This is a genomic window from Rossellomorea sp. H136, assembly GCF_056838065.1.
Genome location: NZ_CM166371.1, coordinates 3,842,764 through 3,856,388, shown reverse-complemented (window position 1 = coordinate 3,856,388; position 13,625 = coordinate 3,842,764). Strand labels below are relative to the sequence as shown.

Below are 13,625 nucleotides of genomic sequence, written 5' to 3'. Positions count from 1 at the left end.
ATAAATAAGTATGAAAGAAAGAGTGATGTTTGTGAGCTGGATTAAAAAAATGTTTGGTAAATTATCAGATAATGATGATCAATTTGAAGAGTTTTATGAGGAAACCAATGATGAAGTTCAGCATATTGAACGTAAAAAGACTGAACGTAAAAATATAGTAGGGCCCAACCATTCACGTGATGTAGAAGCAAGGATGACGTATCAATATCCTAAAGGGACTTTTCGTTTTCCCCTCATATCGGATGGAGAAAATATAGAGCGTCCGCGAACGAATAGAAATCGAAGAAGTCAGGAGAAGGAAGAACCGTCCAAGGAACAAAAGGAAAAGAGTCAGGACCACGCTTCTAAAAATAGAAAGTGGAAAGAAGAAAAAACATCGGCTAAAGTCCAATCGAAGAAATCTCCTAAAGTGGAAAAGGGAAACAGCAGGCCCTTCACCCCTACAGAAATCCCTTCACCAATTTATGGTTTTAGAGGACGACCGGTAAAAAAAGAAGACCAGGTAGAGTTCGAGCTTAAGAAATTTTTACATAATGAAGAAGAGAACAAAGAAGCTGTGATTGATCATGAGGCACTATCTGTAGTAGAGAATTCAATTCCCGTGGAAAAAGAATCAGCATCCATAGTCGAAGTTGAAACAGCTGAACCAGAAAAACCTGGTAACGATGAACCTGCTGAGATGATTACGAATTTTCCGGAAGTACATCGTAAAGAATCGCAGATTGAAGATACTGTAATGGTAGATACTGAAGATATCAATGAAACAATTCCAGTAGAGAATCCAGATCGAAAAGTGGAGATCACTGAAGAAGTTTCCCAGGAAACAAATGAACGTGTTTCTCTTATATCTGAAATGGAACAACCACGACAAGAGCTGGAATATTTATCACATGAAGAGAAAGAGCGTCATGACTCGGTGCAGGAAGATCCACCGCAACAACCTGTTCATTCTTCAAGTGAAGATGAAGTAAATGAAGAACATGTCCATGAACCCGTTCATCCTGTTCAAGAACCTGTTGTACAAAGTGAATCCACGATTGAGGAGAAACGAGTAGAGGAAGTATCAGAACCTGTACGTTCCCAACAAGAGCCGAGGAAGGAAGAACCGCAGAGACGTAAGAGGTCTCACCTTCCTTTTAACGTATTGATGCTGAAACAGGATAAGCGACAATTAGATACGCGAAAACGATCAGCTAGTAATGATTCGACGCCCATCCGCAAGGAAAGTGAGGGCGAAACATTAACTCAGGCTGAAGCAGAACCGGAGAAGAGGGAACAACCTGTCCTGGAAGTAAAGCAAGAAAAAATGGAAGAAGCGACATCCATTCATCATCCTGAACAGAAAACGTCTCAACAAAGTTCTGTCCAAGGAGAAGAGGCGGTAAAGAGCTATAGCGAATTAAGCTCATCTTCTAAAAGGACAAGAGACTATGTTTTTCCTGAAGTGGATTATCTGATGCCTCCTGTATCAAAGGAAATGAGCGAAGAGTGGCTCGATTCACAAAGAATATTACTGGACGAAACCCTTCATAACTTTAACGTGAGGGCCAAAGTAGTGAATGTCACACAAGGTCCATCAGTCACGAGGTTCGAGGTTCAACCGGAACCTGGAGTGAAGGTGAATAAAATTACCAATCTATCAGATGATATTAAGCTGAGCCTGGCTGCAAGGGATATCCGAATGGAAGCCCCTATTCCCGGTAAGCATACGATTGGTATTGAAGTGCCTAACCGGGAGAGCCGTCCAGTCTGCATTAGTGAAGTGATCGCGAGTCCTGAGTTTCAAGAGCCCTCTTCCCCTCTGACCGCCGCTCTTGGTCTCGATATTTCCGGACAGCCGATCGTGACTGATTTAAGCAAAATGCCACATGGACTCATCGCCGGTGCTACCGGATCAGGTAAAAGTGTGTGTATCAACTCGATACTCGTAAGTCTTTTGTACAAAGCATCACCGGATGAATTGAAGATGCTTCTCATTGATCCAAAGATGGTAGAGCTTGCACCCTATAACCGGATTCCACATCTCGTCAGTCCGGTCATAACAGACGTAAAGGCAGCTACTGCAGCTCTTAAATGGGCTGTTGAGGAAATGGAAAGAAGATACGAGTTATTCGCTCATACAGGTGTAAGGGATATTAAACGCTTCAATGAACTGGCGAAACGGAATAAACAATACAGCGATATGCTGCCGTATTTAGTCATAGTCATTGATGAGTTAGCTGACTTGATGATGATGTCGCCTGCAGATGTTGAAGAAGCGATATGCCGGATTGCCCAGAAGGCACGTGCATGTGGGATACATTTAATCATTGCGACTCAACGGCCTTCAGTCGATGTCATTACAGGCTTGATCAAAGCCAATGTACCGACACGAGTGGCGTTTTCCGTATCATCAAGCGTCGATTCAAGAACGATCATTGATGGAAGCGGGGCTGAAAGGCTTCTTGGTAAGGGAGATATGCTCTTCCTGGAAAATGGTTCATCGAAGCCGGTCCGCCTGCAGGGAACCTTCGTGTCCGATGACGAAATAGATGACATCATCAATCATGTAAGAGAGCAAAGAGAGCCGGATTATCTCTTCCAACAGGATGAATTGATCAAGAAGGCACAGGTTACCGAGGAAGAAGATGAATTATTTTTAGAAGCCTGTGAGTTTGTCGTCGATCAGGGAGGGGCTTCTGCATCGGGATTACAGCGCAGATTCAGAATCGGCTATAACCGGGCGGCAAGATTGATGGAAATGATGGAGAGTAATGGAATTATTTCAGAGTCCAGAGGCAGTAAACCAAGGGATGTCCTGATTTCCGAAAGTGAATTGGAGACTCTGGCATAGACTAGTAGAATCATTTAATACATGGTATTCTGTTTATATGTGTCCTTTTAGGATTCAGTAAACAGAATACCTATTTTTGTGTAGGAAAGAGCCATAAGGAGCTTTAGTGATGAAAGAAATAGAATTGAAACTTCAAGGAAAACTCAGCAGATTGACCAATCATACATTTAAGTTTGACGAAAGAATCAAGGATGGCTGGTTTTCAGCGGTTTATTTTTTGAAAACAAAGGAAATTGCCAAGAAGTATAAACCCGATGCCGTTGTCACCATGCAATTCTTTCAAAAGAATCATTCCGTTATTTGTGGAACGGATGAAGTGATTGCACTTCTACATAGTTTCGCCGATAACCCGGAAAATCTGGAAATCCATTCCTTAAAAGATGGGGATCAAATCTCACCATTTGAAACGGTTCTGACTATCAAGGGCCGTTACCAGGACTTTGGCTATTTAGAAGGTATCATTGATGGTATCCTGGCAAGAAGAACATCAGTTGCGACAAGTGTCTATAATGTAATGAAAGCTGCCTCTATTTCAGGGAAACAAAAGCCTGTCGTCTTCATGGGAGATCGGGATGATCACTTTACTCAGCAGGCTGGGGATGGATATGCAGCCTTTATCGGGGGATCTACAGCCCAGGCTACCCATGCCATGAACGAATGGTGGGGAAAGAAGGGGATGGGAACCATGCCTCACGCCCTGATCCAATTATTCAATGGGGATATTGTAGAAGCCACTAAAGCTTATCAGGAAACATTTCCTGAGGACGAGCTCATTGCCCTGGTAGACTATAATAATGATGCCATTACAGACTCATTAAAGGTAGCACGGGAGTTTGGCCCTGAATTAAAAGGGGTAAGGGTAGATACATCAAGAATGATGATCGATAAATACTTCCTCCGTAATCAACATGTGCTTGGAACATTTGATCCGCGGGGAGTAAACATGCAACTGATTTACGCATTAAGACATGCCTTGGATGAAGAAGGTTTCCACCACGTCAAGATTGTGGTGTCAGGTGGATTTAACGAAGATCGTATTCGCCAGTTTGAGGAAAATAAAGTTCCAGTCGATATGTATGGAGTAGGAAGCAGTCTTCTGAAAATCCATGTCGGGTTTACGGGAGATAATGTCGTAATTGACGGTTCCCCTGAAGCCAAGGCAGGAAGAAAACTCCGTCCAAATCCCCGCCTGGAAAAAGTAGAATTCGAATAGGTGAGAGGATGCAAGAACAAGAAAGCCTTTTAAATCTAGAGCAATATAAACAAAAAAAGCAGAGAATGGCCGAGGAACATATAAAAGACCTCTATAAAAAAGCGTATGAGTACGCATTGAAGGAAACGAACATAAGAGAAAAGGTACGGGCCAAGATGATTTTCTCTAAGCGTTTTCTATTACATGATGAGACTCAAATGGTTGAAGAAGTAGAAAAGCTGTTCCAGGAATGGTTTTTGTTTGATTATAAAACAATTAAGGGCCAAACCCTGTTCTTTCAATTTCTTCAGTCCCATTCACTGCATGAATCAGTCAAACTGCTCGGTGCCATCGTGCTGACTGCAGCTTGGGAGCCCATCATCATTAGAAAAATCGGTAATCAAAACGAAGAAGTTACGTTTACATGTCAGAATGTCATTCAGGATGAAGAAGTTTCTGTTAAAACAAACCTAAATTGTGAAGAAAAGGGAATTTATGAGGGTGGGATCTATTTCGTGAGGAAAGTCCCGTTAGTAACTCATCAGTGGCTCTTAGGTCCCGTTTTTCCCGTCAAATCAGAGGGGATTTTATCAGACGTGAAACATCATTATGGTCAAATGAATCAAAAAACTGGGGTTTTATGGAGAACATATTTAAAAGAAGAAGCACCAAACTTCATTATCCGCAGTCTTTCGTAGCTTGTGCATGGTCAGGGATTTTAAAAAATGATATAATATTTCAAGTTGAAGAAAGTTCGCTTTTTTCTATACTAAATATCAAAAGCTTAAGACCGATAGCAAAATAATATTCATTTCATATAATGCTTTTAGATAGACGATTGTTGGAGGTTCTATTATGACTATATATCATTTCGTAGGAATTAAGGGGTCGGGCATGAGTGCATTAGCCCAAATACTCCACGATATGGGCTACGAGGTCCAAGGATCTGATGTAGATAAATATTTCTTTACTCAGAAAGCTCTGGATGAATCAAATATAAAAATTCTCCCTTTCCAAAAAGAAAACATTGGAGGGGATATGCATGTGATCGCGGGAAATGCATTTCCTGATACACATGAAGAAATTCAGGCAGCTGTAGAGCAAGGTCTACCCCTCACTAGATATCATAAATTTCTTGGAGACTTCATGCAGAAATTTACAAGTGTAGCGGTAACCGGTGCACACGGAAAAACGTCTACAACCGGATTGTTGGCACATGTCATCAGTGGCGCAAAGCCAACATCCTTTCTGATCGGGGATGGAACAGGGAAAGGGGAAGTAGATGCCAAATACTTTGTCTTTGAAGCGTGCGAATATCGCCGCCACTTCCTGTCTTATTTTCCTGACTACGCCATCATGACTAATATTGACTTCGATCATCCCGATTATTTTGCCAATGTGGATGACGTTTTTTCTGCCTTTCAGGAGATGGCGATGCAAGTGAAAAAGGGAATCATCGCATGTGGAGATGATGAACAGTTACAGAAAATCCAGGCTCAAGTGCCAGTCGTGTTTTATGGCTTTGCTGAGGAGAATGACTTCCAGGCGAGAAACGTATCAAGGGACAGAACCGGCACTTCATTCGATGTGTTTGTCCGTAATGAATTTTATGCGGCATTCAAAATCCCGACATTCGGTGACCATAACATCATGAATGCTTTATCCGTCATTGCCATCTGTCATTACGAAGAGCTTGATACAACCATCGTCCAGGAAAGATTAAGCTCATTCAAAGGGGTTAAACGCCGTTTCTCTGAAAAGGAAGTGGGCGATCAGATCCTGATTGATGACTACGCTCATCATCCGACTGAAATTAAAGCAACCGTAGATTCGGCAAGGCAGAAATATCCTGAAAAAGAGATCATCGCTGTCTTCCAGCCTCATACATTCACACGTACGCAAACCTTCCTTTCTGAGTTTGCTGAAAGCTTGAGTCTTGCTGACAAGGTGTATTTATGTGAAATCTTCGGATCTGCACGGGAAAATCATGGGAAACTTTCGATCCACGATCTTGAAAGTAAGATCGAAGGATGCGAGATTATAGACGAACAAGATACGACTGCCCTTTTAAAACACGACAACAGCGTGCTTATCTTCATGGGAGCAGGAGATGTACAAAAGTTCCAACAAGCGTATGAAAAAACGCTGGAGGAACAGATAGCCGAAAATTAATGTAGAAGAACCGGTTCTTGATGAGAGCCGGTTCTTTTCTTATTTTCGGAGAAGTTTGGAATGGGATTGACAGTTGAAATAATGGGGGAATTCAACTGTTAATAGTATAGGTATTTTTAACAGGCAAATAAGTGTAGAAATTCAACAGGTGAATAAACGTAGAAGTTCAACAGCTAAACCAATCAATCATGCAACCATTCACAATACAAAAAAAAGTCACCGTCATGTTTCATGACAGTGACTCTACAGTCTTACTTCAAATTCTCAGGATTCAGCACTTCAAGTTCTTCAATGACAAATCGGCCGTCTTTTCGAATCAATACATCATCGAAATAGATTTCTCCGCCTCCGTACTCAGGACGCTGAATCATCACCATATCCCAGTGAATGTTCGAGTGGTTTCCATTGTACGCTTCTTCGTAGCATTCGCCTGGCGTAAAGTGGAAGCTGCCATCAATTTTTTCGTCAAATAAAATGTCCTGCATCGGATGCTGGATATACGGATTCACACCAATGGCGAATTCACCTACATATCTTGCCCCTTCATCCGTATCAAAGATTTTGTTAATGCGGTCCGTATCATTTGCAGTAGCTTCCACAATCTTACCTTCTTTAAATGTCAATTTTACGTTTTCAAAGGTAAACCCATTATAAGGTGACGGTGTATTGTAGGAAATGATTCCATTTACTGAATCCTTTACAGGTGCACTATATACTTCTCCATCGGGGATGTTCAGGCGACCCGCACATTTCACTGCAGGAATGTCCTTGATTGAGAATGTAAGGTCCGTCCCTTCTCCGACAAGGCGGACTTTATCCGTATTGTTCATAAGCTCAACCAGGTTATCCATGGCTTTGTCCATTTTGCTGTAGTCCAGATTGCAGACATCGAAGTAGAAGTCTTCGAATCCTTCTGTGCTCATGTTGGCAAGCTGTGCCATGGATGAAGTAGGATAACGGAGCACGACCCACTTTTTCTTAGGGACGCGAATTTCTCTATGTACTTTTTTACCAATTGTATTTCCATGGATCTTCATCTTTTCATCAGGTACATCCGATTGTTCACTGATATTATCACCTGAGCGCAAACCGATATACGCATCCATCTGTTCCATGACATTCGCTTCAAAGCTTGCAATCATGTTGTATTGTTCTTCTTGAGCGCCCATCAATAATGCACGGTCGACCGAGTGATCTTTGATGGATACGAAAGGATATCCTCCAGCTGCATATGCTTCCTTAACTAGTGCTGTTACAAGCTCACGTTGTAATCCGAAGTTTTCGATTAATACTTTCTCTCCAGGCTGTAGCTGCACGGAATATTGAATTAAATTTTTTGCCAGTTTTTCAATACGTGGATCTTTCAAGTTATCTTCCCCCTTTTATATAGTCCATTATATTGTACCCTAAAACATTTACTAATGGATGAAAGAAACAAAATGAGAAATGATAAAATAAGAATATTTTTATTTTTTCATGCAGGAGAATTCATGAGAAAAGAAGAAATACTAGTATAATGTTTATTTGTTTGTCATAAGGGTAAAGAATTTCTATACATGGAGGTGTGGCATATGGAAATCATTCTTTATCTAAGCGTGGCTGTAATAGCCGTTGCATTTTTAATTTTAGTTATGAGTGTCATGAAGACCTTGAAGTCTTTAGGCTCTACCCTGGACAGTGTTTCGACTACATTGACGGGTCTTGAGAGTCAGCTTCAGGGAGTAACCAAAGAGTCTACTGAATTACTACATAAAACAAATTTATTAGCTGAGGATATCCAGAAGAAATCTGAGGAGCTGAACACTGTTGTTTATGCAGTAAGAGATGTAGGGCATTCCATCCAGAATCTTAATAACTCGGTTAAGAAAGTAAGTACTTCCATTTCAACTGAACTTGAACGTAATCAAGGGAAGATTTCACAGGTGGTTCAGTGGGGAAATGCCTTTATCGATTTAAAGGACAAATGGAAACAAAAACAGGAAAAACAGCCAAGTCAACCTGATGCAGCTGTTCAAAACCAAGCATCTAAAGAAGTTCGATCTCGAGAAAAATTGATTAAAAGAGCAAGATCTTATAACAATTAGAGAGGGGAATTTTCAAATGACACAACAGTACAATCAAAATCAGAACCAAAACCAAAACCAAACAAACGACAGCAACAACATTAACTCAAAAGACTTCATGATCGGAACACTGATCGGAGGAATCGTTGGGGCGGCAACAGCTCTTCTATTGGCTCCTAAATCAGGTAAAGACCTTCGTCATGATATCAACGAGCAGGCTGGAGTACTGAAAGAAAGGACAGGTCAGTGGAAAGACACGGCTGTAGAAAAGAGCAATGAGCTTGCTGCGGTAGCCAAAGAAAAATCATCTGCACTTTCAAAATCAGTACAGGAGCAATCCAACAATGTCGTTGGGAAGCTAAAAACATACCGCTCAAATAATAACGAGCTCCAAGAAACAAATGACGAGCTTCAAGCTGTTGCTGTAAGTGAAACACCTGTGGAAGAATCAGAAGATGTGAATCAAAAGCTTGAAGAAACAAAAAAGGCATTTGACGAAACTGAAAAAACATACAATCAATAATAATTGATTCTAAGGGCGGTGAAGTGATATGATTACTTCACCGTTTTTTTGTTGGAATAAAAATGCTAAGGGGCACCCCAGTCTCCGGCTATTTAATAATGCACATTTTTATGTAAAGGAGTATGAATGATATGCAAAAGATTGAAACCGTTCAAGAGTTTGAACAGCTTTCTGAAACGAATTCCCGCTTCTTTTTTATGAAGCACAGCTTAACATGCCCAGTGAGCTCAAATGCTTTCAGTGAATACCAGGCATTCCTGAATAAGCATGAAGAGGAAGACGGTTACTATTTAGCCGTTCAAGAGTCAAGGGAACTATCCAATCATATTGCCGAAAAATACGGCATCAAGCATGAATCACCCCAAGCCTTCTTGTTTATTGAAGGAAAACCGGGCTGGAATGCTTCACATTGGAATATTACCGAGAATGAATTGAATAAGTTGTAGGGAAAGGGCTCTGTTATGACAGGGTCCTTTTTATTTGTCCGGATTGATGATTTCTTTTTGGGATTTCTAATAATTTTTGGTAATTCCCTCCCATGTGTTTACTTTCTATAAAACAGGGAATTTACTCTATAAGAATAAAATTTATTGATAGTAAATTAGGAGGAACGATTCATGACTCAGACTGTACCTAATAATACTCAAACGAGTAATACGACTAATACGACTGCGATGAACGGCATTTGCGGTGAGAAGAATGGTAAGTTATTAAAAGGCATGGTAGTGGGAGCTGTAGTAGGCGGCGCATTAGCTATGCTTGATAAAACAACGAGAAAAAGAGTTTCATCCAGAACATCCAATGTGAAGGACTCCACAATGGGAATGGTGGCAAAGGTAAGGGAGAATCCATCGGGAGTTATGAACGACTGGCAGGATCGTCTTAAAACGGCTTCCACTGTGTTAAAGGATGCGATCACCGACGCACAGAGCCTTTATGAAAAGGTGAATGATGATGTGATCGATCAAGTGAATCAAGTAAAGGAAGATTCTTCAGAAATTATCGCTACAACGAAGGAAGCGGGAAAGGAATTGAAGGATATTGGCGGTAAAGTGAGAGAAGCAGGTGAAGAAGTGACAGGAGACACGACCTCTTCAGTAAACAGCTCACAGACTTCAACGAGTTCAACTGCTACCTACGATAATAGCAATAATATCCGTCCAACTAAACGTACGAGCAGCGTACCTGGACAAGTTGGATCATAAACAAAAAAACTGGCGTGAATGCCAGTTTTTTTGTTGTCTGCTATTCTTTCATTCAGCGTGTGGACTGTGGCCAGACGATTTCTAGTTCATCCCCCTGTTTAATTTCTTCATAAAAGGTGGTTTCCTCTCCGTTTTTCAAGAGTATGAAGCTCCCATTCGCATGAGAAGGCATGGTGATTTCAACAGTATTAAATAAGTCCTGGAAGATAAATGAGCTTATTGGTTGTTCTTCAATTTCAATCGAATCCCCGGAAATTAAACGATCGTCCATTCCAAGTCTGCTGCCATTTCGATAAACACGGCTGCTCTCTTTCATAAGCTCTACTTTCTTTCCGTTAAAAGTAATGATGATAGAAGCCCCTGCAGTGAGCTGTTTCTTGGCGAGAAGCTCCTTTACCGTTGGAGTAAAGCCTGGTTTATATGAAATGACATCACCCTGCTGAATCTTTGATGAAAGCTTTGCCTCAAAACCGTTGATGAATAGCCTTCCACTATAAACAGGGAAGAAGGTGTCTTTTCCATTGATGGAAATACGATAGGGCTTAGTGCTTTCTAACCACTCTTCATACCCTGAATGCTTTAACACGTCGAAGAGTGATTCCATCAATTCGATCTGGATACAATCACGGTCCTGAATGGTCTCTTCAAGGGAGGCAGGCTGATTGTTTCTGTAGATGAGAGGAGCTAGTAAAAAAGGATTCTCATCTATCACAATCTGTTTAGAAGTAGAGGTATCTAATAGATCTCCAATCGTTACGCTTGGTGAAGACCCGTTCTCTCCTTTGTGAACAGTGATAATATCGTTATTGTTAATTTTTTCGTCCAGAGCACTAGGCTGACTATTTTTTTCAATAAGAGGTGCCTGACCGTGGCCTCCTGGTAAGGATATATCTTGACCATTGACTGTTACAAAGAAACCATTCCCTGGAACCCCGTGCCATTTACTTAGTTTTAAGCCCGCAGCCAAAATACAGTCCCCGACCGTTAAGTTCTTAACTTCAAATAATCGGACCGGTTGATTGTTCACATGGGCAGTGACATATTGAACAGGTGTCTGTTTAGCTGCAATGGCGATTCCGATAGGTGTAACGAGCTCTGGTCCTTTTGTTATTTCATCCAATATGGTTATATTTTGAATCGCTTCCACGCCTCTTACTGCGACCCGGTTATGTGGAAGTTGTAAGGATGAGGCTAGTTTGCCCGGCAGCCCAGGTGTTAAGCTGCCTCCTCCTACAAGCATGACTGCTTGTGGAGGCTTCCCATTGTTCAAACGGAGAATCTCCTTAGAAATCTCCCCGGCTAAACGATTTACAGTTGGACCAATTTTATCAACAACCTCCAGTGCCGGGAAACTCGTTTCAAAACCGAGAATGTCGGTAACCGTAATCTCCTCTCTAGACTGAAGCTCCCTCTTTGCTTGCTCCGCTAAAGGAAAATCCAGCAACAGTTCATTGCTGATGGCTTCAGTTATTTCATCGCCGGCTGTCGGAACCATTCCATAGGCAATGACAGTACCGAGATTTGTAATCGCGATATCGGATGTTCCTGCTCCGATATCAACGAGGGCTACATTTAGTCGTCTCATGGATTCTGGAATCAGCACATTAATCGCAGCGATAGGCTCCAAGGTTAAGGCATCCATTTCTAAGCCAGCGCGATTCAGTGCAGCAATTAAGGATTCAACTACTACACGTGGAAGGAAGGTTGCGATAATCTCGACGGTGGCCTCTTCCCCCTGCTGATCGATGAGACTTCCGATTTCCTCACCATCCAAGCGGTAAAATAGGACAGAATAACCAACACAATAATAGTGATAGCCCTTCGTATCATTTTCGTTTTCTGCTGCCAATGCTTGTGCTTGCTGGACAGCACTTAACTCGAGATGAAGAATATCGTTTTTTTGAAGAAGGGGTTTCCCTTTTATATTTAATGAGGAAGATGCGGTTGCCGTTTTCAGGGCTCTTCCGGCAGCTGCGACACACACTTTATGAAGGGGGTCGTGTTTCTTCTCCAATTGTGCTTTAATGGAGCAAATGACCTCGGCAACTGCTGGAACGTCATGAATCTGACCATCCAGCATGGCTCTCTTTTTATGCTCTTCTACTAAAATATCTGAAACTTGAAATATTCCGTTAATTTCTTCTAAAATGATCCCGACGACCGATCGGGTTCCGATGTCCAAAGCAAATATTTTTTGCTTATTTTTCAATTAGTATTCACCCACTTTAACCTATTCTCATACAATACTAAAATACTTTAGTGCTTAAAAGCGTCTAATTAATAAAGAATTTTATCGTGACATTTTGGATATGTTCTATTATAATAAGTTTCAATATCAAAAATGTATCATACTTTCTTAAAACTATAACAGTTTTTACGTATGAACAGGATAAAAAAAGAAAGGGTGCTGTATTGTGAGTAATCAAGAGCTCGATCAATTACGAAAACAAGTAGACGAGATGAACTTAAAACTATTAGACACCATTAATGAACGTGCTAAACTAGTTCAGGAAATCGGGCGTGTCAAGGAGACTCAAGGAGTATACCGCTATGATCCTGTTCGTGAAAGAGGAATGCTTGATTTGATCAAAGAAAATAATAATGGTCCATTTGAACATTCGACCGTTGAACATATTTTTAAAGAAATCTTTAAAGCAGGTTTGGAGCTTCAAAAAGACGATCACCGTAAAGCACTGCTTGTTTCCCGTAAAAAGAAACCGGATGATACGATTGTAACGATCAACGGCGATTCAATTGGAGACGGAAAGCCTCACTTCATTTTCGGTCCATGTGCGGTTGAATCTTACGAGCAGGTAGCAGAAGTGGCAAAAGCCGTCAAAGCAAAAGGACTTAAATTACTGCGAGGCGGAGCGTTCAAACCGAGAACGTCACCTTATGACTTCCAGGGCCTTGGGATCGAAGGATTAAAAATTCTTAAAAAAGTGGCGGATGAATATGATTTGGCTGTCGTCAGTGAAATCGTAAATCCAGCCGATATTGAACCCGCATTGGAATACATTGATGTGATTCAAATCGGTGCGAGAAATATGCAAAACTTCGAGTTGTTAAAAGCAGCAGGAGCAGTGAAGAAGCCCGTATTACTTAAACGCGGTTTAGCTGCAACGATCGATGAGTTCATCAACGCTGCTGAATATATCATTTCACAAGGAAATGGAGACATCATCCTTTGTGAGCGTGGAATTCGTACGTACGAAAAAGCGACAAGAAACACATTGGACATTTCAGCTGTCCCAATTCTTAAGCAAGAAACGCATCTGCCAGTATTCGTGGATGTAACGCACTCAACCGGACGCAGAGATCTGTTGCTTCCAACTGCGAAAGCAGCACTTGCCATCGGTGCAGATGGTGTAATGGCTGAGGTTCATCCTGATCCTGCCGTTGCCTTATCCGATTCTGCCCAACAAATGGATTTAGATCAATTTGATCATTTCTATCAGGAGCTGTTAAAAGGAAGAACGATCGAAGTATAATATATAAAAGAGAAGGGTTGGATCCTATTTATGGGGTTCAACCCTTTGTTTTTGATTTTAAAAACGGTTTTATGCTGTCATTGTGGGTGTTTTTTGTAAGATAAGCCTTTTTGAGCAGTCTACGAACAAAATAATTAGTGAATTTC

At 41.3% G+C, this 13,625-nt stretch carries 11 protein-coding genes; 9 read left to right on the top strand and 2 right to left on the bottom strand.

Annotation, left to right across the window (positions count from 1 at the left end; genetic code table 11):
• Positions 1–31 precede the first annotated feature (31 nt).
• The 4 genes from ACYH0O_RS19650 to murC all read left to right on the top strand — a co-directional run bounded on the left by ACYH0O_RS19650 (position 32) and on the right by murC (position 6,197).
• Positions 32–2,833 carry a DNA translocase FtsK gene (locus tag ACYH0O_RS19650; RefSeq protein WP_482630019.1) on the top strand — a complete coding sequence of 934 codons (2,802 nt, stop codon included), beginning with the start codon at positions 32–34 and terminating at the stop codon, positions 2,831–2,833.
• A gap of 109 nt (positions 2,834–2,942) precedes the next feature.
• The gene (locus ACYH0O_RS19645) at positions 2,943–4,046 is read left to right on the top strand and encodes a nicotinate phosphoribosyltransferase (protein WP_482630018.1); all 1,104 of its coding nucleotides are present in this window, start codon (positions 2,943–2,945) and stop codon (positions 4,044–4,046) included.
• A gap of 8 nt (positions 4,047–4,054) precedes the next feature.
• The gene (locus ACYH0O_RS19640) at positions 4,055–4,723 is read left to right on the top strand and encodes a hypothetical protein (RefSeq protein ID WP_482630017.1); all 669 of its coding nucleotides are present in this window, start codon (positions 4,055–4,057) and stop codon (positions 4,721–4,723) included.
• A 157-nt stretch (positions 4,724–4,880) separates the two neighbouring features.
• Entirely contained in the window at positions 4,881–6,197 is a 1,317-nt protein-coding gene (gene murC, locus ACYH0O_RS19635) for a UDP-N-acetylmuramate--L-alanine ligase (RefSeq protein WP_482630016.1), read from the top strand.
• Between the two features lie 251 nt (positions 6,198–6,448).
• On the opposite strand, the gene ACYH0O_RS19630 is transcribed toward murC, so the two are convergent.
• Positions 6,449–7,564: an aminopeptidase gene (locus ACYH0O_RS19630; protein WP_482630015.1), complete on the bottom strand. Its 1,116-nt coding sequence runs from the start codon at positions 7,562–7,564 to the stop codon at positions 6,449–6,451.
• 204 nt (positions 7,565–7,768) lie between these two features.
• Here ACYH0O_RS19630 and ACYH0O_RS19625 point away from each other — a divergent pair, with 204 nt between their 5' ends.
• The 4 genes from ACYH0O_RS19625 to ACYH0O_RS19610 all read left to right on the top strand — a co-directional run bounded on the left by ACYH0O_RS19625 (position 7,769) and on the right by ACYH0O_RS19610 (position 9,988).
• Positions 7,769–8,281: a DUF948 domain-containing protein gene (locus ACYH0O_RS19625; protein WP_149157097.1), complete on the top strand. Its 513-nt coding sequence runs from the start codon at positions 7,769–7,771 to the stop codon at positions 8,279–8,281.
• Positions 8,282–8,297: 16 nt separating this feature from the next.
• On the top strand, positions 8,298–8,783 hold the full coding sequence (locus tag ACYH0O_RS19620) for a YtxH domain-containing protein (RefSeq protein ID WP_482630014.1): 486 nt from the start codon (positions 8,298–8,300) through the stop codon (positions 8,781–8,783).
• 131 nt (positions 8,784–8,914) lie between these two features.
• Complete coding sequence (gene ytxJ, locus ACYH0O_RS19615; protein ID WP_148996136.1) at positions 8,915–9,229, top strand: bacillithiol system redox-active protein YtxJ; 315 nt, start codon at positions 8,915–8,917, stop codon at positions 9,227–9,229.
• 171 nt (positions 9,230–9,400) lie between these two features.
• The gene (locus ACYH0O_RS19610) at positions 9,401–9,988 is read left to right on the top strand and encodes a YtxH domain-containing protein (protein ID WP_482630013.1); all 588 of its coding nucleotides are present in this window, start codon (positions 9,401–9,403) and stop codon (positions 9,986–9,988) included.
• A 52-nt stretch (positions 9,989–10,040) separates the two neighbouring features.
• Here ACYH0O_RS19610 and ACYH0O_RS19605 read toward each other — a convergent pair whose 3' ends face one another.
• Complete coding sequence (locus tag ACYH0O_RS19605) at positions 10,041–12,197, bottom strand: cell division protein FtsA (RefSeq protein WP_482630012.1); 2,157 nt, start codon at positions 12,195–12,197, stop codon at positions 10,041–10,043.
• A gap of 205 nt (positions 12,198–12,402) precedes the next feature.
• On the opposite strand from ACYH0O_RS19605, the gene ACYH0O_RS19600 reads away from it, so the two are divergent.
• Entirely contained in the window at positions 12,403–13,479 is a 1,077-nt protein-coding gene (locus ACYH0O_RS19600) for a bifunctional 3-deoxy-7-phosphoheptulonate synthase/chorismate mutase (RefSeq protein ID WP_148970963.1), read from the top strand.
• Positions 13,480–13,625: the final 146 nt, after the last annotated feature.

Coding starts and splice junctions, on each gene's coding strand:
- ACYH0O_RS19645 (WP_482630018.1), top strand. CDS start 2,943: ATGAAAGAAATAGAATTGAAACTTCAAGGAAAACTCAGCAGATTGACC.
- ACYH0O_RS19640 (WP_482630017.1), top strand. CDS start 4,055: ATGCAAGAACAAGAAAGCCTTTTAAATCTAGAGCAATATAAACAAAAA.
- murC (WP_482630016.1), top strand. CDS start 4,881: ATGACTATATATCATTTCGTAGGAATTAAGGGGTCGGGCATGAGTGCA.
- ACYH0O_RS19625 (WP_149157097.1), top strand. CDS start 7,769: ATGGAAATCATTCTTTATCTAAGCGTGGCTGTAATAGCCGTTGCATTT.
- ACYH0O_RS19620 (WP_482630014.1), top strand. CDS start 8,298: ATGACACAACAGTACAATCAAAATCAGAACCAAAACCAAAACCAAACA.
- ytxJ (WP_148996136.1), top strand. CDS start 8,915: ATGCAAAAGATTGAAACCGTTCAAGAGTTTGAACAGCTTTCTGAAACG.
- ACYH0O_RS19610 (WP_482630013.1), top strand. CDS start 9,401: ATGACTCAGACTGTACCTAATAATACTCAAACGAGTAATACGACTAAT.